At 68.6% G+C, this 24,261-nt stretch carries 19 protein-coding genes; 5 read left to right on the plus strand and 14 right to left on the minus strand.

What is annotated here, in order from left to right:
• On the minus strand, positions 1–321 hold a 321-nt coding region (locus tag DID98_RS28215), incomplete at its 3' end, for a TerC family protein (RefSeq protein ID WP_375142006.1).
• A 108-nt stretch (positions 322–429) separates the two neighbouring features.
• On the opposite strand from DID98_RS28215, the gene DID98_RS28220 reads away from it, so the two are divergent.
• Together DID98_RS28220 and DID98_RS28225 are read left to right on the plus strand one after the other, a co-directional pair.
• Positions 430–1,323 carry a LysR family transcriptional regulator gene (locus DID98_RS28220; protein WP_124571792.1) on the plus strand — a complete coding sequence of 298 codons (894 nt, stop codon included), beginning with the start codon at positions 430–432 and terminating at the stop codon, positions 1,321–1,323.
• A gap of 138 nt (positions 1,324–1,461) precedes the next feature.
• A complete protein-coding gene (locus DID98_RS28225; RefSeq protein WP_124571793.1) occupies positions 1,462–2,676 on the plus strand; it encodes a DUF2242 domain-containing protein in 1,215 nt (404 codons plus the stop codon).
• A gap of 281 nt (positions 2,677–2,957) precedes the next feature.
• On the opposite strand, the gene DID98_RS28230 is transcribed toward DID98_RS28225, so the two are convergent.
• A complete protein-coding gene (locus DID98_RS28230; protein WP_124571834.1) occupies positions 2,958–3,878 on the minus strand; it encodes a pyridoxal-phosphate dependent enzyme in 921 nt (306 codons plus the stop codon).
• 177 nt (positions 3,879–4,055) lie between these two features.
• Between DID98_RS28230 and DID98_RS28235 the strand changes: the two genes are divergently transcribed.
• The gene (locus DID98_RS28235) at positions 4,056–4,967 is read left to right on the plus strand and encodes a LysR family transcriptional regulator (RefSeq protein WP_124571794.1); all 912 of its coding nucleotides are present in this window, start codon (positions 4,056–4,058) and stop codon (positions 4,965–4,967) included.
• 802 nt (positions 4,968–5,769) lie between these two features.
• A complete protein-coding gene (locus DID98_RS28245; RefSeq protein WP_124571796.1) occupies positions 5,770–6,975 on the plus strand; it encodes an MFS transporter in 1,206 nt (401 codons plus the stop codon).
• A 216-nt stretch (positions 6,976–7,191) separates the two neighbouring features.
• Here DID98_RS28245 and DID98_RS28250 read toward each other — a convergent pair whose 3' ends face one another.
• From DID98_RS28250 to DID98_RS28260, 3 genes are read right to left on the minus strand one after another with little or no spacing between them, the layout of a single operon-like run.
• Complete coding sequence (locus DID98_RS28250) at positions 7,192–8,214, minus strand: histone deacetylase family protein (RefSeq protein WP_124571797.1); 1,023 nt, start codon at positions 8,212–8,214, stop codon at positions 7,192–7,194.
• A gap of 25 nt (positions 8,215–8,239) precedes the next feature.
• A complete protein-coding gene (locus DID98_RS28255; protein ID WP_124571798.1) occupies positions 8,240–9,505 on the minus strand; it encodes a Zn-dependent hydrolase in 1,266 nt (421 codons plus the stop codon).
• A 30-nt stretch (positions 9,506–9,535) separates the two neighbouring features.
• Positions 9,536–10,846 carry an MFS transporter gene (locus DID98_RS28260; protein WP_124571799.1) on the minus strand — a complete coding sequence of 437 codons (1,311 nt, stop codon included), beginning with the start codon at positions 10,844–10,846 and terminating at the stop codon, positions 9,536–9,538.
• Positions 10,847–11,012: 166 nt separating this feature from the next.
• On the opposite strand from DID98_RS28260, the gene DID98_RS28265 reads away from it, so the two are divergent.
• Positions 11,013–11,969, plus strand: a complete 957-nt coding sequence (locus DID98_RS28265) for a LysR family transcriptional regulator (protein WP_124487628.1) — start codon at positions 11,013–11,015, stop codon at positions 11,967–11,969.
• 109 nt (positions 11,970–12,078) lie between these two features.
• Here the strand turns inward: DID98_RS28265 and DID98_RS28270 are convergent, their stop codons facing one another.
• The 9 genes from DID98_RS28270 to DID98_RS28315 all read right to left on the minus strand — a co-directional run bounded on the left by DID98_RS28270 (position 12,079) and on the right by DID98_RS28315 (position 23,594).
• Positions 12,079–13,137 carry a porin gene (locus DID98_RS28270; RefSeq protein ID WP_124571800.1) on the minus strand — a complete coding sequence of 353 codons (1,059 nt, stop codon included), beginning with the start codon at positions 13,135–13,137 and terminating at the stop codon, positions 12,079–12,081.
• Between the two features lie 177 nt (positions 13,138–13,314).
• On the minus strand, positions 13,315–14,745 hold the full coding sequence (locus DID98_RS28275; protein ID WP_124487549.1) for a cytosine permease: 1,431 nt from the start codon (positions 14,743–14,745) through the stop codon (positions 13,315–13,317).
• Positions 14,746–15,059: 314 nt separating this feature from the next.
• Complete coding sequence (locus tag DID98_RS28285) at positions 15,060–15,737, minus strand: SOS response-associated peptidase family protein (protein ID WP_124571835.1); 678 nt, start codon at positions 15,735–15,737, stop codon at positions 15,060–15,062.
• A gap of 404 nt (positions 15,738–16,141) precedes the next feature.
• The gene (gene lpdA / locus DID98_RS28290; RefSeq protein ID WP_124571801.1) at positions 16,142–17,533 is read right to left on the minus strand and encodes a dihydrolipoyl dehydrogenase; all 1,392 of its coding nucleotides are present in this window, start codon (positions 17,531–17,533) and stop codon (positions 16,142–16,144) included.
• A 5-nt stretch (positions 17,534–17,538) separates the two neighbouring features.
• The gene (locus DID98_RS28295; RefSeq protein WP_124571802.1) at positions 17,539–18,876 is read right to left on the minus strand and encodes a dihydrolipoamide acetyltransferase family protein; all 1,338 of its coding nucleotides are present in this window, start codon (positions 18,874–18,876) and stop codon (positions 17,539–17,541) included.
• A 1-nt stretch (position 18,877) separates the two neighbouring features.
• A complete protein-coding gene (locus DID98_RS28300; RefSeq protein ID WP_124571803.1) occupies positions 18,878–19,921 on the minus strand; it encodes an alpha-ketoacid dehydrogenase subunit beta in 1,044 nt (347 codons plus the stop codon).
• 2 nt (positions 19,922–19,923) lie between these two features.
• Positions 19,924–21,156: a 3-methyl-2-oxobutanoate dehydrogenase (2-methylpropanoyl-transferring) subunit alpha gene (locus DID98_RS28305; RefSeq protein WP_044844942.1), complete on the minus strand. Its 1,233-nt coding sequence runs from the start codon at positions 21,154–21,156 to the stop codon at positions 19,924–19,926.
• Between the two features lie 435 nt (positions 21,157–21,591).
• The gene (locus tag DID98_RS28310) at positions 21,592–22,218 is read right to left on the minus strand and encodes a flavin reductase family protein (RefSeq protein WP_124487545.1); all 627 of its coding nucleotides are present in this window, start codon (positions 22,216–22,218) and stop codon (positions 21,592–21,594) included.
• 227 nt (positions 22,219–22,445) lie between these two features.
• The gene (locus DID98_RS28315) at positions 22,446–23,594 is read right to left on the minus strand and encodes a porin (protein ID WP_124571804.1); all 1,149 of its coding nucleotides are present in this window, start codon (positions 23,592–23,594) and stop codon (positions 22,446–22,448) included.
• Between the last annotated feature and the right edge of the window lie 667 nt (positions 23,595–24,261).

Below are 24,261 nucleotides of genomic sequence, written 5' to 3' on the forward strand. Positions count from 1 at the left end.
GGTGGTCGCCTTCCACACGAGGAACAGGCCGCCCGACAGCAGGATCATGTCGCGCCACGAGAACGCGTGATCGAACAGCGTGAACACGGGTTCGGTCAGGCTCGCGATCCACGCGACGCTGCCGAGCAGCGCGAGGCGCATCACGAGCGCGAGCGCGATGCCGAGGCGCTGTGTGCGGGCGCGCTGCGCTTCGGGCAGCTTGTTGCTGAGGATCGAGATGAAGATCAGGTTGTCGATGCCGAGCACGACTTCCATCACGACGAGCGTCAGGAGCGCGGCCCAGACGGCGGGGTCGGCGGCAAGCGTCAGCAGGTAGTCCATGAAAAGGGCCGATTCGAAGGTGGAAAGCCCGATGATAGTCACCCCACGACTTCGAAAAAATCAGAGAGAATCTGATCTTTGGTTCGGTTTTTACGAAATAACGATCCGATGCTGAATTTTCGACACCTGTACTATTTCTGGGTCGTGGTGAAGGAAGGCGGCTTCGCGCGGGCCGCCGAGCGGCTCGACATGGCCGTGCAGACGATCAGCGCGCAGGTCCGCGAACTGGAAAAGTCGCTCGGCCACCAGTTGCTGCGCCCGGCCGGGCGCGGTGTCGCGATGACCGACGCCGGCCAGGCCGCGTATGCGCGTGCGGAGGTCATCTTCGAGATGGGCCGGCTGATTCCCGACGAAGTGCGCGCGGCGGCCAGCCAGCCGACCGTGCGGCTCGCGGTCGGCCTCGCGGACGGGATCTCGAAGCTCGCCGCGCATGCGCTCCTCGCGCCGGTGCTCGATACACCCACGCTGCGGCTGCTGTGCCACGAGGGCGAGCACGACGCGCTGCTGGCGGAACTGGCGCTGCATCACCTCGACCTCGTGCTGGCCGGCCAGGGCGCGCCGTCGGGGTCGAACCTGCGCGTGACGAGCGAGCGGCTCGTCGCGTCGCCGGTCGACTGGTACGGGCCCGCGGCGCTCGTCACGCCGGCCGCGCGGCAGCGCTTTCCGGCGTGCATCGCCGAGCTGCCGGTGCTGCTGCCGACCGCCCACTCGGCGCTGCGCGCGCGCCTCGACCTGTGGCTGGAGCGGGAACGGATCGTGCCCCGCATTGCCGGCGAATTCGAGGACAGCGCGCTGATGGCCGTGTTCGCGGCGCGCGGCCTCGGCGTGTTTCCGCTCAGCGAACTCGGCGCGAACGACGCATCGCTGCTGCGCGGGCTGCGCCGGCTCGGCCGCGCGGGCGACGTGACCGAGGAAATCCATGCGATCCGCTCGCGGCGCGGCGAACACCACCCGCTGGCGTCGCGCTTGCTCGCCGCCGCGCGGCCGGCGCCGGCCGGCTGAAGCGAGCGCGACATCAAACGAAACTATAATGACGCCCCGGCCATACGAGATTGCCACGCGCATCGCACCGGCCCCGCCGCCGCGTGCGTTGCGCCCGCAGCCCCGCGCGGCATCTCGCCGAGCCTATTGAAAGACGCCATGCACAACCGATTTCGCCTGTTTTCCGTTTCGTGCGCGCTCGCGGCCGCGACCGTGCTGGCGGCGTGCTCGTCGCCACCCAAGCCGATCTACCAGCAGGAGCAGTTCGACGCGACGAGCAGCCCGTATGCGCACACGTTCCACTCGAAATCCGACGCTTCCTGCGAGGCCGCGCGGCGCGCGCTGCTGAGCCAGGGTTATGTCGTGTCGTCGTCGCGCAACGACGCGGTCGACGGCAGCAAGAATTTCCAGCCGAGCAACGACATGCACGTCGTGATCGAGTTTCACGTCGTGTGCGCGGACGCGACTGCCGACGGCTCGTCGAGCATCGCGTACGTGAACGCGGTGCAGGACCGCTACACGCTGAAGAAGTCGAATACGTCGGCGAGCGTCGGGCTCAGCGTGTTCGGTTCGCTGTCGCTGCCGATCGGGTCGAGCGACGACGCGCTCGTGAAGACCGCGAGCGAGACGATTCCCGCCGGCGTGTTCTACGAGCGCTTCTTCAATCTCGTCGAGCATTTCCTGAAGATCGATCCGGCCCGCCGCGATCGCGCGACCGTGAAGGCGGCCGAGAAGGAGCCCGTGACGCCGCTGCCCGAGCCCGCGCCGACGCCGCAGGGCGAGCCGATGAAGATGACGACGCCGGTCGTGCCGACGCCGCCGGCGGCGCCGGTGCCGCTGTCCGTGCCGAGCGTCGCGCCGACGTCGGGCACGTCGGTCGTGCCGGCCGTGCCTGCTGCGGCATCGGCCGTGGTCGCGCCGGGGACGATGCGGGCCGTCGGGTCGGGGTTGGGAACCGGGGTGGGTTCGGGGGCTGCGGCGAGTGCCGCGCCGGGTTCGGGTTCGGGTTCGGGTTCGGGTTCGGGTTCGGGTTCGGCACAAGCTTCGGCCTCGGCGCAGGCTTCGGCGCCTGCTTCGGCTGCGGTACCTGCTAAGACCTCGGCGCCCACCTCGGCTTCGACGCCCGCGTCAGCCTCCGCACCCGCTTCAGCTTCGACGCCCACTTCCGCTTCGGCGCCTACGTCCGCTTCGACGCCGGCCACGTCGACGTCTGCCGCTACCACGGCGGCATCGTCCGTGCCTGCGCCGGCGGCGTCCGCGCCGACGCCCTCGAACGCCGCTCCGGCGCCGGCAGGCAAGACGTCCGCACCCGCTGCTGCCGACCCCGTCGCGTCGTCCGCGCCGACCGGCGCCAGCGCGCCGTCCGCGAACTGACCGCGCGCGCCCTCGCCGCGCCGCGCGCCGTGCGCGCGGTGCGCCGGCCGATCCCCGCCCCGTCACCCTCAGACGAGAAGATCTTGCCCCCGGCCACTGGCTGCGCGCGCCCGGCGTGACTTAACCCGCGAGCGGAAACAGCCCGTCGCGACAGACGACACGCCCCCGATTCCGCGGATACCCGCGACCGGTCCCGCCCCGCCGTCACTTCGCCGTCACTTCACCGTGACATCTTCGTCCGCATCACGATCCGGCTGCGCTGCGTCACATGCCCGAGCGCGTTACCGCAGCGTCGCGTTCAGCGTCCGCATCTGCTCGGCCGTCGCCGTCACGCCGCCGCACACGATCACCGCGATCTCCGACGCCGAAGCAAGCACCGGCACCGGTTCTTCGAGCGCGGCCAGCGCAGCACCGCACGCCGGCTCGACGACGATCCGGTGCTCGTCCAGGAACCGCAGCGACGCAGCCACCGCCTGCGCGTCCGACACGACGACCGGATGGATCGCGTGCCGCTTCGCCCATGCGAGCGCCGCGTCGCACGGCCGCTTCGCGCCGAGCGACGTCGCGATGCTCGTGATCGCCGGCAATTCGACCGGATGCCCGTGCGCGACCGAGCGCGCGTAGCTGTCGGCGCCTTCCGTCCCGACCGCGACGACCGGCACGTCGTGCCAGCCGTTGCGCGCGAGCCCCTCGAGCACGCCGCACAGCAGCCCGCCGCCGCCGACCGCCAGCACGACCGCGTCGGGCTTCGGGCCGGCCGCCGCCATCTCGTCGATCATCGTCGCGTGCCCTTGCCACAGCACGGGATCGTCGAACGGATGCACGAACGCGTCCTGCGTACCGACGGTCGACAGCGCGAACGCATTCGCCTCGGCCCAGCTCGCACCGTGCACGACCACCTCCGCCCCCTCGACGCGGATCAGTTCGCGCGCGCGGGCCGACGCGGTTTCCGGCACGACGACGAGCACCGGCACGCCGAGCTCGCGGCCGCAATACGCGACCGCGATGCCCGCATTGCCGCCCGACGACGACACGAACCGGCGCGCGCCGGCCGCATGCCGTGCTTCGCACGCCGCGCCGATGCCGCGCAATTTGAACGAACCGGACGGCTGCAGCGCGTCGAGCTTCAGCCGGATGTTCTTGCCGAGACGGCGCGACGCGATTTGCGAGCGGATATAGGGGGTCTGGATATGAAGCGGCATGATGCGGGACACGGTCGGGAATCGGGGCAAGGAGAACGCACGGGCCGGTGAACCGGCCCGCCAACGACGACCATCGTACGGCACGCTCGCCATGCTTTCCAATACCATTGGATGGCACTTGCCATGCTTGACAGGCATACCCATAGAATCGAGGCCGAACACCGGAGCCGACACCGCATGCGCCAGATCGAACTGCGTCACCTGCGTTACTTCGTGGCCGTCGCGCAAGCCGGCAGCGTGATGGCCGGCGCCCGCGCGGCCGGCATCGTTCAGCCTGCGCTGTCGCGGCAGATCCGCGAGCTCGAGGATGCGATCGGCACGCCGCTGCTGATCCGCCGCGCGACGGGCGTCACGCTCACGGCGGCCGGCGCGAGTTTCCTGCAGGATGCGACGGGCCTGCTCGCGACATTGCAGGACAGCCGCGAACGCGCATTGCGCAGCGCGGCCGGCCAGCTCGGCGAACTGCGCCTCGGCGCGCTGCCGAACTGCCTGCCGCTGCCGGTCGTCGCGAACGTGCTGAAGGCGTTTCGCGACGCGTGTCCGGACGTGAAGCTGTCGATCGCGCCGATGCTGTCGGCCGAACAGGCGGCGGCGCTGATGCGCGGCCAGCTCGACGGCGGCATCATGGCGTGGCGCCGCGACGAGGCGCCGCATCTGTCGGGCGTGCGGCTGCTGAGCGATCGCTTCGTGCTCGCGATGCCTGCGCCGCCCGGCGGCCGCTTCCACGCGCCGCGCACGCTCGCCGACGTCGCGCACGAACCGTTCGTCTGGTTCGACGCGCAGCGCTCCGCCGCGCACCACCGCTTCCTGATGGCCCAGTGCGACCGGGCCGGTTTCACGCCGCGCATCGCGCAGGTCGGCAGCGACATCCCGACGCTGATCGGGCTCGTCGCGGCCGGCATGGGCTGCGCATTCGTGCCGGAAAGCGCGTCGCCGACGTGCCCGCGCACGGTTCGGCTCGTCGCACTCGACGAACTCGCGAGCCGCTTCGACATCGAGTTCGTGTTCGACGGTGCGGCGGCGCCGGGCTCGCCCGTCGTCGCGCGGTTTCTCGAGGCGGTGCGCGACGCGGCCGGACAGGCGGACTGACCGACCGGCCTGGCATGCGCGACCCGCGCGACGCCGGCGGATTCCGCCTCGTCGCGCGGCAGCGGATTCGGCCGTCTGCGCGCAGTCGCTTCGGACGACGGCCGGCATTGCCGTCATCGTGCCCCCGGAACGTCCGTCCGAGTGCACGACCAATCTTTCGAATGGGTGACGATCGACGCCATCACGCCGGAATTTTCAAATTGACGCCCAAAAAGGCCGTTTAACGTCACTTCGAAACGTTATGCACCGAAATATACTGCGCCCGCATCCACCCTCGTGCCAAAGAGAGGATGCCTTTCCGCCCCGGTCACGGTCCCCCTGTGACCGGGGATTTTTTTGGCGGCAAGCCGCGCCGGCAAAGGGTGGGTTGGCGGGAAGGATGACGCGCTCGCGCGGGCCCCGCCGGCTGGCCCGGCCCGTCGCCCGACCGGCCTGACGACGCCGCGCGCCGGCCCGCCCCCGCCTGCCCCGCCTGCCGCCCGCATCACGTCGAACACCCGCCGCGCGTCGAGCGCGGCGCGCAAGCGGATCGCGCACCCACCCGGACGCCGCGTTCCGTCCGACGACGAAAACCTTGCTCCGGACACGGTTCGATCGTCCGCACGGCCGGCGGCCGGCCGTCGCATCGCGGGAAGCCCCGCCCGGCGGCCGTACGCGCGTGCCGCCCCAATCGCGCATTGTTGACATGAAATCAAGATAATTTCGCCCGAGCACGGCTTTTTCCGCAAAAGTAACGCAGGCACACTTCACCCTGTCCACAACGGCCCGGTGCCGTTGCCCCATGCTTACCGGAGCGCATCGCGTGAACACCACGACTTCTTCCCCTTCCCGCCCGGGCGGCAGCGCCACGCTGCCGCTGCTGGCGCTCGCCGCCGGTGCGTTCGGCATCGGCACGACCGAGTTCTCGCCGATGGGCCTCTTGCCCGTGATCGCCGACGGCGTCCACGTGTCGATTCCGCAGGCCGGCATGCTGATCAGCGCGTATGCGATCGGCGTGATGGTCGGCGCGCCGCTGATGACGCTGCTGCTCGCGCGCTGGTCGCGCCGCTCGGCGCTGATCGCGCTGATGTCGATCTTCACGATCGGCAACCTGCTGTCGGCCGTCGCGCCCGACTACACGACGCTGCTGCTCGCACGACTCGTCACGAGCCTGAACCACGGCGCGTTCTTCGGGCTCGGCTCGGTGGTCGCGGCCAGCCTCGTGCCGCGCGAAAGGCAGGCCAGCGCGGTCGCGACGATGTTCATGGGCCTCACGATCGCGAACGTCGGCGGCGTGCCGGCCGCGACCTGGCTCGGCCAGATGATCGGCTGGCGCATGTCGTTCGCGGCGACCGCCGTGCTCGGCCTGATCGCGATCGCCGGCCTGTTCGCCGCGCTGCCGAAGGGCGCAGCCGGCAGGATGCCGAACCTGCGTGCCGAACTGTCGGTGCTGACGCGCCCGGTCGTGCTCGGCGCGCTCGGGACCACGGTGCTCGGCGCCGGCGCGATGTTCACGCTGTACACGTATGTTGCCCCGACGCTCGAACACCTGACCGGCGCGACGCCCGGCTTCGTCACCGCGATGCTCGTGCTGATCGGCGTCGGCTTCTCGATCGGCAACATCGCCGGCGGCCGCCTCGCCGACCGCTCGCTCGACGGCACGCTGATCGGCTTCCTGGTGCTGCTGATCGTGACGATGGCCGCGTTCCCGCTGCTCGCGCGCACCCATGCCGGCGCCGCGGTCACGCTGCTGGTCTGGGGTGTCGCGACGTTCGCGGTGGTCCCGCCGCTGCAGATGCGCGTGATGCGTGCCGCACACGAAGCCCCGGGCCTCGCGTCGGCCGTCAACATCGGCGCGTTCAACCTCGGCAACGCAGTCGGTGCGGCAGCGGGCGGCGCGGCGATCTCGGCCGGCTTCGGCTACGCGGCGGTGCCGCTCGTCGGCGGGCTGATCGCGGCGGCGGGGCTCGCGCTCGTCGCGCTGCAGATGATCCAGCGCCGCCGCGCGCCGGTCGCCGCGAATTCGTGAGCGCCCGGTGATCCGCGTGGTGCCGATACGCGGCACCGCGATTGAGAAATGCCCGCGCCGGGATTCCGGTGCGGGCATTTTCGTTGACGGCCCGCACATCGCGCATCGCGGGCCGCCGCTTCGACGTATCGACGTATCGACGTATCGACGTATCGACGTATCGACGTATCGACGTATCGACGTATCGACGTATCGACGTCTCAGCGCCTCAGCTCCTCAGCGCGCGCCGGCGAACCCGCCGAAGAACGCGCGCGCATTCGTGTCGAGGCTCTCGAGGTGATAGCCGCCCTCCTGCACGATCACCGTCGGCAAGCCGAGCGCACCGATCGCGCCGCCGAGCCGGCCGAACCCGTCGGTCGTGACGGCCACCTGCGATTGCGGGTCGTCCTTGTAGATGTCGAAGCCGAGCGCGAGCACGAGCGCGTCGGGCTGGAACCGCGCGAGCGCGCGCAGCGCGTCGTCGAGCCGCTCGAAGAACGCCGACTCGGGCGCGCCATGCGGCATCGGCAGGTTCAGGTTGTAGCCGTCGCCGGCGCCCGCGCCCGTCTCGTCCTCGTAACCGGCGACGACCGGATAGAAATTGGTCGGGTCGCCGTGGATCGATACGTACAGCACGTCGTCGCGGCCGTAGAAGATCTCCTGCACGCCCTGCCCGTGATGCATGTCGGTGTCGAGGATCGCGACCCGGCGATGGCGGCCGAGCAGCGCCTGCGCGGCGATCGCCGCATTGTTCAGGTAGCAGAAGCCGCCAGCCGCATCGCGGCGCGCGTGATGGCCGGGCGGCCGGCACAGTGCGTACGCATCGCGCGCGCCGTCGTTCACGTCCGCCGCGGCCGCGAGCGCGCTCTGCGCGGACCAGTACGCGGCGCGCCACGTGTTCGCGCCGACCGGGCAGCTGCCGTCGGCGAGATAGCGCGCGGCCTTCGCGAGCACGCCGCGCAGCGGGTTCGGGTCGCGCACGAACACGTTCGACATCACTTCGTCGCCCCAGTCGTCGGGCATCCGCTTCCAGTCGCGATGCGCCTCCTCGAGAAAACGCAGGTACTTCATGTCGTGCACGGCCGCGATCGGCGCGGTGCCGCGGTCGGCCGGCTCGCGCACGTCGAAGTCGAGCGCATGCACCGCCGCGACCAGCCGCGCCGCGCGCTCGGGCACCTCCTGCGGCTCGCGCATCCTGCCGCGCGACAGGTAGGTGCGCGGATGGTGCAGCAACTGTTCGGGGTGGAAATAGGTTTTCATCGTGGGTCCTCGTCGATTCGCCGTGTCATGCGTCGTGCGCGGCCGCGGCCACGCGCGTCGCGACGCCCGCGCGCGCGAGCACCGCGTGGAGCAGCACGTTCGTGCCGCGCGTCACGTCGTCGGGCAACGCGTCTTCGGCCTCGTTGTGCGACAGCCCGTCGACGCACGGGATGAACACCATCGCGGTCGGCACGCGGCGCGCGAGCAGGATCGCATCGTGACCGGCGCCGCTGACGATCCGCTCGCTCGTGTAGCCGAATGCGTCCGCCGCCTGCGCGACCAGTTCGACGCAGGTGCGGTCGAACGGCGTCGCCGGGCTGCGCCAGCAGGTCTCGATCGACACCTGAACGCCGCGCGCGGCGGCCACGCGCGCGCTGGCATCGCGCAGCTCGCGCTCCATCGCATCGACCTGCGCGTCGGCGTGATGGCGCAGGTCGACCGTGAACGTCACGTCGCCTGCGATCGTGTTGCGCGACGCGTTGCGAATGCCGACCTGGCCGATCGTCGCGAGCCCGCGCGGCGCGTCGCCCGCGACGATCCGTTCCAGTTCGAGCGCGATCTGCGCGCTCGCGAAATACGCGTCCTTGCGATACGGCATCGGCGTCGTGCCCGCATGCGCGGCCACGCCCGTCACGCTCACGTCGAGCCAGCGGATCGCCTGCCCGCCCGTGACGACGCCGATCGTCGTGCCGTTCGCCTCGAGCACCGGGCCCTGTTCGATATGCGCTTCGAAATACGCGTCGAGCGCGCCGCCCGGCGCGCGCGTGCCGCGGTAGCCGCATGCGTCCAGCGCGGCGCCGAGCGTGACACCGTCGGCATCCTGCTTCGCGAGCGCGTCGTCGAGCGGCAGCGCACCCGTGAACACCGCCGAGCCGAGCATCGCCGGTGCGAAACGCGCGCCTTCCTCGTTGGTCCACGACACGATCTCGAGCGGCTTGTCGGTCGCGATGCCCGCATCGTTCAGCGTGCGCACGAGCTCCAGCGCGGCGAGCACGCCGTACACGCCGTCGAAGCGCCCGCCTTCGGGCTGCGTGTCGAGATGGCTGCCGATCAGCACCGGCGCGGCCTGCGCATCGGTGCCGGCGCGCCGCGCGAACAGGTTGCCGACCGCATCGACGCTCACCGTCATTCCCGCGTCGCGGCACCACTGCGCGAACAGGTCGCGCCCGCGCCGATCGTCGTCGGTCAGCGCAAGGCGCCGCACACCGCCGCGCGGCGTCGCGCCGATGCGCGCCATGTCGGCCAGGCTCCGCCACAGGCGGGCACCGTCGATTTCCAGCAGGTCTTTCATTTGCACTCCGATGAATTCGTTCGTTGAGTTTCAGCGCGAGCCGAGCGCTTCGGCGGCGGCCGGCCGGGCCGCGCGGCGCGCGTCGAGCGCGACGATGCAAAGCAGCGAAACGCCGGCGAGCCCCGTGTAGAACACCGCGAGCGGCCACCACTGGCCCGCGAAGCGATGCGCGAGCCAGGTGCCGACGAGCGGCGTCAGGCCGCCCGCGAGCGCGCCGCAGATCTGATAAGCGAGCGAGATCGCCGAATAGCGCACGTGCGCGGGAAACACGCCGCTCACGAAGCCGGCGATCACCGAATAGAAACCGGCCATGCAGACGACCGCGAGCGCGATGCCCGCGACGAGCGACGCGGACGTGCCGCCCTGCACGAGCATGAACATCGGGTACGGCGACAGCATCGCGAGCAGCGCGGCGATCTTCAGGAAACGCGCGCCGCCGATGCGCTCGGCGATCCACGCGGCGATCGGCTGCGCGATGAACTGGATGATCGCGACCGCGAACAGGCTGTCGAGGATCAGCGAGCGCGACACGCCGACGTACTGCGTCGTGTACGCGATCATGAACGTGTTGGTGAAATAGACGCCCGCGATCCCGATGGTGTTCGCGCCGATGCAGAGCAGCACGAGCCCCGATGCGGAGCGGAACACTTCGGCGACCGGCAGCTTCACGGTACGGTTCGTCTCCTTCACGCGCGCGAACTCCGGCGACTCGTTCACGCCGAGCCGGATCAGGATGCCGACGACGAGCAGCACCGAGCTCGCGAGGAACGGCAGGCGCCAGCCCCAGGCGAGAAAGTCGGCCTTGTCCATCGACGTGACCGCGCGGAACGCGACCAGCGACAGGATCAGCCCGGCCGGGCTGCCGAGCTGCGCGAACGACGCGAAGAAGGTGCGGCGGCCCTGCGGCGCGTGTTCGCCCGCCATCAGCACCGCGCCGCCCCACTCGCCGCCGACCGCGATCCCCTGCACGACGCGCAGCGCGACCAGCAGCACCGGCGCGAGCATGCCGACCTTCGAATAGTCGGGCAGCAGCCCGACGCAGACGGTCGCGACGCCCATCATCATCAGCGTCGTCATCAGCGCCTTCTTGCGGCCGATGCGATCGCCGAGGTGGCCGAACACGATGCCGCCGAGCGGGCGCGCGAAGAAGCCGACGGCGAACGTCGCGAACGACGCCATCGTGCTGACGAAGCGGTCATGCGACGGGAAATAGAGTTCCCCGAACACGAGCGCGGCGGCGGTCGCGTAAATGTAGAAGTCGTACCACTCGATCATCGTGCCGATGAACGCGGCCGTCGCGGCACGCGCCGGCTGGCGGGCGGAAGGAAGGGACTGGGTCATGCGGGCTCCTGGCGCGCGCCGCGGCACGCGCGATATCGTGATGGCCGGCCGTCTGTCGCGGCCTCGCGCCGCACGGTGCGGCGCCCCTCCTTTATCGGCGACCGCACATCATTAGTCAAATTTCAAGTTATTATTTCGCGTATAAATTCAGCTAATGACTGACCCGATGCGCGCCGACCTCGCCCCCTTCCTCAACGACCGCCTCGACTGGAACCTGCTGCGCACGTATCTGGTGATCATGCAGGAGCGCAGCGTGAGCCGCGCGGCCGCGCGCCTGCACGTGACGCAGCCGGCCGTGAGCCAGGCGCTGCGGCGGCTCGAGGAGGCCCTCGAGCGCAAGCTGATCGAGCGGCGCGGCGCGCACTTCGCGCCGACGCCGGCCGGCGAAGCCGTGTACCGGATCGCGAGCGACATCTACGGCGGCGTGTCGCGGCTCGAAACGGAGCTCGACGACAGCACGGCCGACCTCACCGGCTCGATCCGGCTGCTGACGGTGAGCCGCATCGAGTCGCCCGTCTACGACGAATTCCTCGCCGACTTCCATCGCGCGTATCCGCGCATCGACCTGCAGATCGAGGTGATGCGCTCGTCGGACATCCTGTCGTCGCTGCTGCAGAAGACGGCCACCGCCGGGCTCGGCCTGTGCCGCACGCCGCACGACAAGCTGGAGATGCGCTGCTTCCTGCGGCAGCGCTATGCGATCTACTGCGGCCGCCATCACCGGCTGTTCGGGCAGACGCAGTTGCGGATGGACGACCTGCTCGCGGAAAACTTCGTGTCGTTTACGAGCGACCAGATCGGCGACAGCCTGTCGCCGCTCACCGTGTTCCGCGACCAGAAGGGTTTCACCGGGCGCATCGTCGCGTCGTCGCCGAGCCTCGAGGAAGTGCGGCGGCTGATCTTCGCCGGTTACGGCATCGGTTGCCTGCCCGAGCACATCGTGCGCGACGACATCGCGCAGCAACGCCTGTGGCGGCTGCCGCCGGACGATGGGCTCGTCGACGTCGACGTGTTCCTGCTGTGGCATCGCGACCGCAAGATGAACGCGGCCGAGCAGGCGTTCCTCGACGCGATGGAGCGCTGCATGCAGCGTCATTCGCTCGCGGAACGGCTGGGGATGTGAGCGCGCGGATGTTGGCGCGCGAATGCGGGCGCACGCATGCCGGCGCGCGATTGCGTGCACCCGTGACGGGAAACAGGCGCCGACCCGCGGCCCGGCGCCCGATGCCTCGTCAGAAGCGATGCACGATGCCGAGCTGCACGCCGCGCGCATTCGCGCCCGGATACGCGAGCGGCAGGCCCGGGTTCGCCGCGCCGGCGAGCGTGTAGCCGGCCTGGTTGCGGTTGCGCAGGTACGACAGCGCGCCGTAGAAGCTCGTGCGCTTCGACAGGTCGTATTCGTACATCAGCCCGAACTGGTCCGCGTTGTCGCCCTGCGACGTCTGGTCATGCAGGTACGCATAGCCGAGCGCGACGTAGTTCGCCGGATTGAGCTGGTACTTGACCGACAGCCCGTACACGCGCGAATCGATCCCGAGGTCGGCCCACTTCACCGCGGAGAAGCCGCCGTACACGGTCGCCTTGCCGATTGCGTACGACGCGCCGGCCATGATCGTGCGATCGGTCGTGGTCGCGGTCTTGTTCTTCAGCCACTGGCCTGCGACGAATGCCGCGAACGGCCCGTGCTCGTAGGTCAGGTCGAACTGCTGGCTCGAGCCTGCCGAGCGCACGCCGCCCGCGTCGCCGAATCCGAAATACAGGCCGGCCTGGAAACCGGCGATCTCGGGGCTCTGGTACGACAGCGTATTGCTGGTGCGGAACGCGAACACGGTCAGGTTGTCCATGCCGGACGCCTGCGTGACGCCGCCGAACGCGTCCTGCCCGCCCTGGTCGTTGAACAGCGGCGAATTCTGGCGGCCCGCGCGCACCTTGCCCCACTGCCCCGCGATGCCGACCCACGCCTGCCGGTTGAACATGCTGCCCGAGCTTGCCAGCGAACCGTCGTTCGGGTTGAAGCCGTTCTCGAGCGCGAACTCGATCTTCTGGCCGCCGCCGATGTCCTCGCCGCCCTTCAGCCCGAAGCGGCTGCCCCACTGGCCGCCCGAGCCGATCGCCGCGGTATAGCCGTTGCCGGTATTCACGTACTGCGCGAATTCGTCGATCACGCCGTACAGCGTGACGCCGTCCTGCGCGAGCGCGGCGCCCGACCCACCCAGGCATGCGGCCGTAACGGCCATGCGAAGACCGGCATGCGCCGATCGCGCCCGGGAACGATTGTCTCGTGCGTTCATCTGCTTAGTCTTACTATTCAATGAAAGGAGAATGGAACGATGCCGGGCACGGTGGTCTGCCATGCCGGCATCGCGGATAACGAAGGTGAGGTACAGCGCGGCAGCCGGTCGCGCCCGGTTCGGCGCGGCGGGCCGCTCAGGCCGGCTGCAGGCCGGCCCGGCGGACGACGCGATGCGTCAGTGATGAACCTCGCCGCGTTCGAGCGGCAGGATCAGGCGCTCGGGGATGCTGCGCCGCGACGCACGCGCGCCGACGTAATACAGCACGGCCGGCACGATGAGGCCGAGGATCCACGAGATGTCGGTGCCGCCGAGCGCGTCGACGAGCGCACCGGTGTAGATGTGCGTCGACATGAACGGCAATTGCACCAGGATGCCGACCACGTAGATCGTGATCGCCATCGCGTTCCAGCGGCCATAGCGGCCGTCCGGATCGGACAGCGCCGGCACGTCGTAGCGCGAGCGCGTGAAGCAGTAGTAGTCGACCAGGTTGATCGCGCTCCACGGCGTGAAGAACGCGAGCAGGAACAGGATGAACGCGGTGAATTCCTTCAGGAACGAATGGCGGCCGGCGAGCGCGATCAGCGTCGACACGCAGATCATCCCGAAGATGTACACGAGACGGCTCTTCGACGACACCGCGCCCTTGCCGCGGAAACCACTGACGATCGTCGCCATCGACATGAAGCTGCCGTACGCGTTGAGCGCGGTCACCGTCACCTTGCCGAACGCGATGCTGAAGTACAGCAGCGCGGCCACGGCGCCCGTCGAGCCGAGGCCGACGATGTACGACACCTCGTGGTGCGCGAACTGGCTGCCGGCCAGCGCCGCCGCGAACACGCCGAACACCATCGCCGCCTGCGCGCCGATCACCGAGCCGAGGCCGACCGCGAGGAACGTGGCGACCGACGACGTCGAGCGCGGCAGGTAGCGCGAGTAGTCGGCGACGTACGGGCCGAACGCGATCTGCCACGACGCGGACAGCGACATCGACAGCAGGAAGCTCGCGAGCGAGAAGTGCCGGTTCGCGAGCAGCGCGCCGACGTCGTGGTTCGCGAACAGCTGCGTGAACATGTAGACGAACGCGACGATGCCGATCACGCTCGCGATCCGGCCGACGAAGTGGATCGCGCGATAGCCGAACACCGTCAGCACGACGATCACGGCCGCGAACAACAGGATGCCGGCCGCGTCGTCGACGTGCAGCAATTGCGCGACGGCCTGCCCGGCAAGCACCGAGCCGCTGGCGGAAAAACCGATGTACATCAGGCACACGAGCACGATCGGGATCATCGCGCCGTAGACGCCGAACTGCACGCGGCTCGAGATCATCTGCGGCAACCCGAGCTGCGGCCCCTGCGCGCCGTGCAGCGCCATCACCGCGCCGCCGACGAGCTGGCCGAGCAGCAGCGCGATCAGCGACCAGAACACGTCGCCGCCGAGCACGACCGCCAGCGCGCCCGTGACGATGGCCGTGATCTGCATGTTCGCGGACAGCCACAGCGTGAACTGGCTCAGCAGTCCGCCGTGGCGTTCGGCGTCGGGAATGAAATCGATCGAGCGTACCTCGATCAGACCGCCGGCTTTTCCACTGGGATTCGTTGACACGGGTAAATCTCCAAGATACTGAGGATCACAAATGGTTGGGACGAGACGGAAAACGTGCCGAGCCGCCCTTTCGGCTCGTCGGGTGCGGGGCGCCGTGGATCGCCGGCATGCGCCACGCACGCACGGTCAGCACGCTGGCGCGCAACGGGCACGACGTGTGCCGACATTGCCAGCGGATGATCTTGTATATACAACTTGGCTGATATCGGTGATTACCCGGAATCCGGGAATTTTAGAAATCGTCTGAGAGAACGGGATACGTCCGACCTGCGCAGCAATCGGTTGCGTATGAAAAGCGTATGAAAAATGAAAGCTCAGGCGCCGGCGGGCGACACCTGATCGGGTGCGGCGACCATGTCGGCCGCAGGAAGGAGTGTCAGCATGCGCCGCACGGCCTCGACGTCGCGCGCATGCAGCCATTCGTCGTAGTCGTCGCGACGCAGGATCACGACGCCCCGCTTCTCGTCGCCGGGCCGGTGCATGCGCGCGAACACCGGATGATCGTCCGCATTGACCGTGAGCATCGTCATGCCGATCCGCTCGCGGCCGTCGGCCGCTTCGTAGCGCCGCCAGAGGCCGGCGACGCAGCACGGTTGCCAGCCGTCGACACCGATCCGGTGCCACACGTTGCGGCCCGTCTCGTAGCACGGCTCGAAGATCCAGCGCACCGGAATCAGGCAGCGCTGGCCGTTGCGCCAGGCATTGCCGTAGAGCCGCGACGCGCCGACCGTCTCCGCGCGCGCATTCACCGTATCGAGCTTCTTTCGTTTGCGGCCGTGCTCGTCGAGACGCTCGGGCTGCATGAACTTCGGCCAGAAGCCGAACACCGCGCTGACGACCGCGAGACCGTCGCCGTCGGCACGCGCGATGGGCGCCGCGTAATCGGGATATACGTCGGGTTCCCACGGATCGCGGCGAAACAGGTCGCCGATGCCGATCCTCAGCTCGCTGATGCCCGGGTCTTCATCGGGGGCGCGGTAGTGGGTGCACATGGTTGGGCAGACGATGGACGCGATGTCTTCATCGTAGGTCAGCATGCACGCCACATGTCCGCTATTGCCTGGTGTGACGAAACAGTCTTGCAACGGGTCGGCCCGCTTGACGGCGTCGTGCGCGAACCGCCGGCGCTGGCCGTCCGTTCGTTCAGCCGTGCCGCCGGCAGCTTGGCGTCGCCGGTTCCGGTTCAGGCCAAGCGTTCCGAACCGATCACATGCGCGCCCGGGCGCGCGTCGAGCGCGGCGTCGGCCTTGACCGATCGTCGGCAATCCGGATAGTCGAAGCGCGAACCGTCATGTCGAATCCGGCGCGGGAGACACGAAGCCGACGCCCGCGATCGACACAAACAAGAAGCCCCGCCGTGGCGGGGCTTCGATCAGCCGCACGGGCCGGCACATGCTCACACGTGCAGCGCATGTCCCAGCGCGCGCAACGCCGCCTCCTGCATCGCTTCGCCGAGTGTCGGATGCGCGTGGATCGTGCCGCCGATGTCCTCGAGCCGCGCGCCCATCTCGAGCGACTGCGAAAACGCGGCGGCCAGTTCCGACACGCCACGCCCCACCGCCTGCCAGCCGACGATGAGGTGCGTGTCGCGCCGCGCGACGACGCGCACGAAACCGTCGGTCGCCTGCAGCGTCATCGCGCGGCCGTTCGCCGCGAACGGGAACGACGCGCCGATGCAGTCGACACCGGCCGCCTTGGCGTCGTCGGGCGACCAGCCGGACGTGACGACCTCGGGATCGGTGAAGCACACGGCCGGGATCGAGGCCGGCGTGAACTTGCGGCGCCGTCCCGCGATCAGCTCGGCCACCATCTCGCCTTGCGCCATCGCGCGATGCGCGAGCATCGGCTCGCCGGTGACGTCGCCGATCGCCCATACATTGCGCATCGACGTCCGGCATTCGTCGTCGATGCGCAGCGCGCGGCCGTTGCGATCGAGCGGCATCGATTCGAGCCCGAAGCCGTCGACGCGCGGCCGGCGGCCGACCGCGACCAGCACGCGATCGGCCGGCAGGGTTTTCTCCGCGCCGTCGGGTGCCTGCACGCGCACCGCGCCGTCGCTCGCGAGGCCCAGCACCTTGTGGCCCGTCCATAGCCCGACGCCCAGCCGCGCGAGCGAATCGGCGACCGGCTTCGCGAGTTCCGCGTCGTATGCGGGCAGCACGCGCTCGGCCGCCTCGACGATGCTGACGTCGACGCCGAGCTTGCGATAGACGAATCCGAGTTCGAGCCCGATGTAGCCGGCACCGACGACGACCAGCCGCTTCGGCAACGACGCGGGCGACAGCGCCTCGGTCGACGAGACGACGTGCCCGCCGAACGGCATCGACGGCAGCGCGACCGGCTCCGAACCCGTCGCGAGCAACAGATGCTCGCAGGCGATCCGCGTCGTGTGGTCGCCGGCGACGACGTCGACCGTCTTGCCGTCGACGACGCGCGCGTCGCCGTGCAGCACGCGCACGCCGTGCTTCTTCAGCAGCGCGCCGACGCCGCGCGTGAGCCGCTCGACGATGCCGTCCTTCCACGCGACGCTTTTCGCGATGTCGATCTCCGGCGCGCGCACGCGAATCCCGAGCATTCCCTCGCCGGCCTGCCCGCGCGCCTGCTCGAACGCGTCGGCGACGTGGATCAGCGCCTTCGACGGAATGCAGCCGATGTTCAGGCACGTGCCGCCGAGCCGTTCGCGCTCGACGAGCACCGTCGGAATGCCGAGCTGCCCCGCGCGAATCGCGGCGACGTAACCGCCCGGCCCGCCGCCGATCACGAGGAGCGTGGTGTGTTCATTCTTCATCGGGCTCACTCCACGAACAGCAGCGCCGGGCGCTCGAGCACCTCGCGCACGGCCTGGATGAATTCGGCCGCGTCCGCGCCGTCGACGACGCGATGGTCGAACGACGACGACAGGTTCATCATCTTGCGCGCGACGATCGCGCCGTCGCGGATCATCGGCCGCTCGACGATCCGGTTCACGCCGACGATGCCGACCTCGGGATGGTTGATGACCGGCGTCGACACGATGCCGCCGAGCGCGCCGAGGCTCGAGATCGTGATCGTCGAGCCGGTCAGCTCGTCGCGCTGCGCGCGGTTCGCGCGCACCGCGTCGGCGAGCCGCGCGATTTCCGCCGAGATCGACCACACGTCGCGCGCTTCCGCATGACGCAGCACCGGCACCGTGAGGCCGCCGTCCGTCTGCGTCGCGACGCCCATGTGCACCGCGCCGTATTGCGTGACGACACCGGCTTCGTCGTCGTAGCGCGCGTTGATCTGCGGGAAGTCGCGCAGCGCGATCACCATCGCGCGGATCAGCAGCGGCAGCGGCGTGAGCCGGCCGCGCGTGTCGCCGTGGCGCCGGTTCAGCTCGGCGCGCAGCGCTTCGAGCTCGGTGACGTCGATCTCCTCGACGTAGCTGAAGTGCGGAATGCGGCGCTTCGCTTCCTGCATCTTGCGCGCGATCGCGCGCCGCAGGCCGATCACCGGCACCTCGGTTGCGTCGTTGCGCTCGGCGTAGCCGCGCGCTTGCGATCCGCGCGCGGCGCCGCCGCCCGTGCGCGCATACGCGTCGAGGTCCGCATGCAGGATCCGCCCGGCCTCGCCGGTGCCGCGCACGTAGCGCAGCTCGATGCCCATGTCCCACGCGCGCTGGCGCACCGCCGGCGACGCGAGCGGCCGTTCGCCCGGCGCGAGCGCCGCGCGCGGCGGCGCCGCATGTTCCGCGCGGCGCGGCTCGGCCGGCGCGCGGGACGCGGCGTGCGTCGCTGCCTTCGACGACGCATGTGTTTCGGATCCCTCAGCGATAGAAGATGAATCGGCAGGCACGTCGACCGCCGCCGGTCGCTGCGTCGCATCCCGGCCTGCATCGTGTGCTTTCGTGCCCGATTTCAGGTTGCCGTCGCCTTCGACTTCGAGACGAATCAGCTCGCTGCCGACCGCCATCATCTCGCCGATCCGGCCGCCGAGCTCCAGCACCTTGCCCGCCACCGGCGACGGAATCTCCACCGCCGCCTTGTCGGTCATCACATCGGCGAGCGGCTGGTCTTCGGCGATCGTCTGCCCCGGTTGCACGTGCCAGGCCACCAGCTCGACCTCGGCGATCCCTTCGCCGATATCCGGCATCTTGATGACATGAATCCCCATCTCAGGCCTCCATCACGCGTCGCAACGCTTCGCCGACCCGGGCCGGCCCGGGGAAATACGCCCATTCCTGCGCGTGCGGATACGGCGTGTCCCAGCCCGTCGTCCGCTCGACCGGTGCCTCCAGATGGTAGAAGCAGTGTTCCTGGACGAGCGACACCAGCTCCGCACCGTAGCCGCAGGTGCGCGTCGCCTCGTGCACGACCACGCAGCGGCCGGTCTTGCGCACCGACGCGACGATCGTGTCGAGATCGACCGGCCACAGCGTGCGCAGGTCGATCACTTCCGCATCGACGCCGGTCTCCTCGGCGGCCGCCAGCGACACGTGGACGGTCGTGCCGTACGTCAGCACCGTCACGTCGTTGCCGGGCCGCACGACGGCGGCCGTGTCGAGCGGCACCGTGTAATAGCCTTCCGGCACCTCGCTGCCCGGATGCTTGAGCCACGACGTGACCGGACGCTCGTGATGGCCGTCGAACGGCCCGTTGTACAGGCGTTTCGGCTCGAGGAAGATCACCGGATCGTCGTTCTCGATCGACGCGATCAGCAGTCCTTTCGCGTCGTACGGATTCGACGGCATCACCGTGCGCAGTCCGCAGACTTGCGTGAACATCGCTTCCGGGCTCTGGCTGTGCGTCTGGCCGCCGTAGATGCCGCCGCCGCACGGCATCCGGATCGTCATCGGCGCGGTGAACTGGCCAGCCGAGCGATAGCGCAGCCGCGCGCCTTCCGACACGATCTGGTCGGAGGCCGGGTAGAAGTAGTCCGCGAACTGGATCTCGCAGACCGGCCGCAAGCCATACGCGCCCATCCCGACCGCAGCGCCCACGATCCCGCCTTCCGAGATCGGCGCATCGAACACGCGCGACTTGCCGTACTTGGCCTGCAGCCCCTCGGTGCAGCGGAACACGCCGCCGAAGTAGCCGACGTCCTGCCCGAACACGACCACGTCGTCGTCGCGGCCGAGCATCACGTCCATCGCGGAGCGCAGCGCCTGGATCATCGTCATCGGCTGGGCCGATGCCGTCGTTGTTTCATGTTGCGCCATGATCACGCTCCCAGTTCCTGGCGCTGACGGCGCAGATGCGCGGGCAGCTCCTTGTACACGTCGTCGAACATCGAGGCCGGCGACGGAATTCGGTCGTCGGCCAGGGTCCCGAACTTCTCCGCTTCCTTCTGCGCGGCGATCACCTCGGCTTCCAGTTCGGCCGTGAGCGCGTCGTGCGCGCTGTCCGACCAGATGCCCTTCGCGATCAGGTGCTGCTTGAAGCGGGCGATCGGATCGCCGAGCGGGAAATGGGCCCAGTCGTCGGCCGGCCGGTATTTGGTCGGATCGTCCGACGTCGAATGCGCGCCGGCGCGATAGGTGACCCACTCGATCAAGGTCGGGCCGAGATTGCGGCGCGCGCGTTCGGCGGCCCAGGTCGACGCCGCGTAGATCGCGAGGAAGTCGTTGCCGTCGACGCGCAGCGAAGCGATGCCGCAGCCGACGCCGCGCCCGGCGAAGGTCGTCCCCTCGCCGCCCGCGATCGCCTGGAACGTCGAGATCGCCCACTGGTTGTTGACGACGTTCAGCACGACCGGCGCGCGATACACGTGCGCGAACGTCAGCGCGGTGTGGAAGTCGGCTTCCGCGGTCGCGCCGTCGCCGATCCAGGCGGACGCGATCTTCGTGTCGCCCTTGATCGCCGACGCCATCGCCCAGCCGACCGCCTGGATGAACTGCGTCGCGAGATTGCCGGAGATCGAGAAGAAGCCGGCTTCGCGGTCCGAGTACATCACCGGAAGCTGGCGCCCCTTCAGCGGGTCGCCTTCGTTCGACATCAGCTGGCAGATCATCCGTTCGAGCGGCACGTCGCGCGCGATCAGGATGCTTTGCTGGCGGTAGGTCGGGAAGCACATGTCGCCGTGACGCAGCGCCATCGCATGCGCGGCGCCGATCGCCTCTTCGCCGAGGCTCAACATGTAGAAGGAGATTTTCTTCTGACGCTGCGCGATCATCATCCGCGCGTCGAAGATGCGGGTCTTCAGCATCGCGCGCATCCCGGCGATCAGGCGCGCATCGTCGAGATCCGGCGCCCACGGGCCGAGGGCTTCGCCGTGATCGTCGAGCACGCGCACCAGGCTGCGGGCGAGATGGGCGGTGTCCGCCGGCGCTACGTCGATCGGCGGGCGGCGAACCGCGCCGGCCGGCGATAGATGCAGGTAGGAAAAATCCGTCTTGCAGCCCGGGCGCCCGGTGGGCTCCGGCACATGCAGACGCAATGGCTCTGACAGGCTCATCGTGTCGTCTCCACGCTCGATTGTGTCTCACGCTGATTGGAACGCGCGGCCGGTTGCCGGCTCACGCGCAGGCTGGCACGCGGATAAGCACGCCAACCTTGGGAATGTATGCCTTGCCGTGCCGGACGTCGATGCCCAACCCGCTCGTTCGGGGTGAGCAGATTTGCCATGGCGGCGACGATGGGCGAGCGGCATTGCCGGTGGGTTTGAAGGACGGTTGCGTGTGCTGCGATGCGTCAACGCGTCGGGGAGCGCGGAATCGATGCGCGTCTGTCACGCGTGTCGGAGGGTACGAAGCGAAAGACCCCGTGAAATCCTGGATTTCGGCGGGGTCTTGGTCTTTGTCGGTGCGCGTCCGCGTGCTTCAGCGCTCGCGCGCCGGATCGTTCCGGCGCGCGACGGCGCGATGGCGCGACGCGTCGATGATGCGACGCGTCAGGCGTCGGGGCGCGCGATGTCGAAGCGGCTGTCGGGCGTCACGTGCACATAGGCGGACGGGCCGCCCGCACGCAGAATGATGCCCGCGCCGAACGTATCGAAGATGCCGTCCTTCAGCAGGTCGTGACGGATATGCACGGCGACGACCTCGCCCAGCACCAGCGTGGCCGGCGTCTCGACGCCGCGGTGATCGCGCAGCCGGATCACGTCGGTCACCTTGCATTCGAAGTTGACGCCGCTTTCCGCCACGCGCGGCACGCCGACGAGGCGCGACGGAATCGCGGTCAGGCCGCCGAGTTCGAATTCGTCGACGTCGTACGGCACGGCGGCACAGGTCTGGTTCATCCGGTCGGCGAGGTCGCGCGTCGCGAGGTTCCAGACGAACTCGCCGGTTTCCTGCACGTTGCGCAGGCTGTCCTTCGCGGCGGTGCTCGAAAAGCCGATGATCGGCGGACGATAGTTGAATGCGTTGAAGAAACTGTACGGCGCGAGGTTGAGCGTGCCGTCGTTGCCGCGGGAGGAAATCCAGCCGATCGGGCGCGGGCCCACGATCGCGTTCAGCGGATCGTGCGGCAGCCCGTGGCCTTGCGACGGTTCGTAATAGTGGTAGTTCGAGTCGGTCATGGCGGGTGGTCTTGCGGGAGGGAAACGTCGTTTGATTCCATCGGCCGCGTCACGTGCGCGACGATGGTGGCGACGGCCTGTGCGACGTACGTGCCAAGTATCACACGGCGGCGCTTTCGTCGCAGCGAAGTGGCCCGCCATGGCCCGTCGAGCCGACATTTCCCTTCAAGCCCGAAGTTCAGGACTTTTTTACCCACACATGACCGATAACCGCCCGGATAGCAGCGTCAGAAATGATGCAGCAGCGCGACTCGCGCGACGAATTGATTCGGGCCCGACGAGATATCGGCGGCGCCCGGAACGTACGCGTAGTCGAAGTCGGTTCCAGTGTGCGCGTTCAGCGCATGCTGATAGACACCTTCGACGAATACCGACGTGCGTTTCGACAAGTCGTAGTTCAACTTGGTGCTCAGTTGATGCCACTTCGGATTGAACGCGCCGACCGTCGACGCGACGCGGGCCTGCGTGTACGTATATGCCGCGCCGACGTAGAACGCTGTCGTGAAGTGATAGAGGCCGTTCACCTCGAAGTTGTCGAACTTCCACGACTGCCACGCACCGCCCGCCGGCTGCGTCGTACCGGTGAAATACGCGTTCGAAGTCGGATCGTAGACGTCGACGTGCGAATACGTGAATCCCACGAGGGCATTCGAGAACGCATAATTCACGCCGATGCCGATGTTCTGCTGCGACGATGCATCGAACGTGTTGTCGCCGGTGATCGCCCCGTTCGAATCGGCATTGCGTGCGTTGTTGATCTTCAAATACGAGGCGCCGACCGTCAGCCCGCCCTGCTGGTATTGCAGCGCGGCGCCATATAGACGGTTGTTCGCGAAGCCGCCCGCCTGATTGCTGAATCCATACATCGCCTCCGCGGTAACGCCGTGCCATACGGGCGACACGTACTTGACCGCATTGTTCACGCGGAACGAGTAGTCGGTGTTGTCGTTGTCGTACGGATGCGAGAACAGGTAGCCGGTCCAGTTGCCGTTTGCGGTGAGCGGCGAGAAGATGTCGACGCTCGGATCGTACTGACGACCGAACGTCAGGGTGCCGTATCGGTCCGACGCGATGCCGACGAACGCCTGACGGCCGAATTCCCGGCCGCCCTGGCTCATTTTTCCGTTGTTGACGTCGAAGCCGCTCTCGAGTGTGAAAATCGCCTGGTAGCCTGCGCCGAGGTCTTCGGTGCCCTTGATGCCCCAGCGGCTGCCGTAGTCATAGCCGCTTTGCAGTTGCACGGTGCCGTGGCCGCGTGCGTTGCTCGTGTAGTTGATACCGTCCTCGATCTTGCCATACAGCGTCACGCTGCTTTGTGCATGCGCCGCGGCAGCAAGCAAGGCGGCGGGTGCGATGATCCCCAAACGCATGTTCATGACGATTTACCCCCAGGTCTTTCGTTTGCTGGTCGCAACGGTTGCGTGCTGCGAATGTTCGTCGCATCGATGTTTCCCCGCGATGCGACGGGCGCAGTGTAATGAGCCGTTTTTCTACTGTTAGTGGCCTGCAGCGGAAAGGTGCTCTCCAGAACGCCGGCTGTTTTTCGGCGCGGAAAGCGGATAGCCGGGTGTTGAAGCGCGCTTCATTCGCGCGACGAGCGGACGCCTGAAGCAAATCGCGGGGAATCGATATTTCAATCGCCGGTACGTTTGCGTTTGGCCAGCGCGGGGGATCTACGGGAACCGGCCGCCGCCATCGAAGCGAAGCACGACCTGAAAACAAAAAACCCGCGAGCGGCTTGTTTCTCGCGGGTTTTCGGAACGTCATGGAATCGCATGGAAGCGATCTTGGTGCCGGGGACCGGACTCGAACCGGCAAGCCAGTTAAGGCGGCGGATTTTCGTCACACTGCTTCTTTCAAAGCCGGCGTCGTCGAAACGAAGCCGTTCGTGCGCTGGACTATGCCTTCGCCGTCGCGCGCGGGCGGTGTTGCCGCCCGTGCGCCTTAGGCGCCCCCCGTCTAGTCTCTACACCTTCCTCGCTGCGGTCGTACCGCGAGGCTTGGCTCGGCGTTGCCTCGACGCACGGCGCGCGTCAGGGGTTT

It is taken from the genome of Burkholderia sp. Bp8984, from assembly GCF_003853755.1.
Classification (GTDB): domain Bacteria; phylum Pseudomonadota; class Gammaproteobacteria; order Burkholderiales; family Burkholderiaceae; genus Burkholderia.

What these genes read in the sequence shown, in the direction of transcription:
- DID98_RS28220 (WP_124571792.1), top strand. Translation starts at nt 430, where the DNA reads ATGCTGAATTTTCGACACCTGTACTATTTCTGGGTCGTGGTGAAGGAA.
- DID98_RS28225 (WP_124571793.1), top strand. Translation starts at nt 1,462, where the DNA reads ATGCACAACCGATTTCGCCTGTTTTCCGTTTCGTGCGCGCTCGCGGCC.
- DID98_RS28230 (WP_124571834.1), bottom strand. Translation starts at nt 3,878, where the DNA reads ATGCCGCTTCATATCCAGACCCCCTATATCCGCTCGCAAATCGCGTCG.
- DID98_RS28235 (WP_124571794.1), top strand. Translation starts at nt 4,056, where the DNA reads ATGCGCCAGATCGAACTGCGTCACCTGCGTTACTTCGTGGCCGTCGCG.
- DID98_RS28250 (WP_124571797.1), bottom strand. Translation starts at nt 8,214, where the DNA reads ATGAAAACCTATTTCCACCCCGAACAGTTGCTGCACCATCCGCGCACC.
- DID98_RS28255 (WP_124571798.1), bottom strand. Translation starts at nt 9,505, where the DNA reads ATGAAAGACCTGCTGGAAATCGACGGTGCCCGCCTGTGGCGGAGCCTG.
- DID98_RS28260 (WP_124571799.1), bottom strand. Translation starts at nt 10,846, where the DNA reads ATGACCCAGTCCCTTCCTTCCGCCCGCCAGCCGGCGCGTGCCGCGACG.
- DID98_RS28265 (WP_124487628.1), top strand. Translation starts at nt 11,013, where the DNA reads ATGCGCGCCGACCTCGCCCCCTTCCTCAACGACCGCCTCGACTGGAAC.
- DID98_RS28270 (WP_124571800.1), bottom strand. Translation starts at nt 13,137, where the DNA reads ATGAACGCACGAGACAATCGTTCCCGGGCGCGATCGGCGCATGCCGGT.
- DID98_RS28285 (WP_124571835.1), bottom strand. Translation starts at nt 15,737, where the DNA reads ATGTGCACCCACTACCGCGCCCCCGATGAAGACCCGGGCATCAGCGAG.
- lpdA (WP_124571801.1), bottom strand. Translation starts at nt 17,533, where the DNA reads ATGAAGAATGAACACACCACGCTCCTCGTGATCGGCGGCGGGCCGGGC.
- DID98_RS28295 (WP_124571802.1), bottom strand. Translation starts at nt 18,876, where the DNA reads ATGGGGATTCATGTCATCAAGATGCCGGATATCGGCGAAGGGATCGCC.
- DID98_RS28300 (WP_124571803.1), bottom strand. Translation starts at nt 19,921, where the DNA reads ATGGCGCAACATGAAACAACGACGGCATCGGCCCAGCCGATGACGATG.
- DID98_RS28305 (WP_044844942.1), bottom strand. Translation starts at nt 21,156, where the DNA reads ATGAGCCTGTCAGAGCCATTGCGTCTGCATGTGCCGGAGCCCACCGGG.
- DID98_RS28310 (WP_124487545.1), bottom strand. Translation starts at nt 22,218, where the DNA reads ATGACCGACTCGAACTACCACTATTACGAACCGTCGCAAGGCCACGGG.
- DID98_RS28315 (WP_124571804.1), bottom strand. Translation starts at nt 23,594, where the DNA reads ATGAACATGCGTTTGGGGATCATCGCACCCGCCGCCTTGCTTGCTGCC.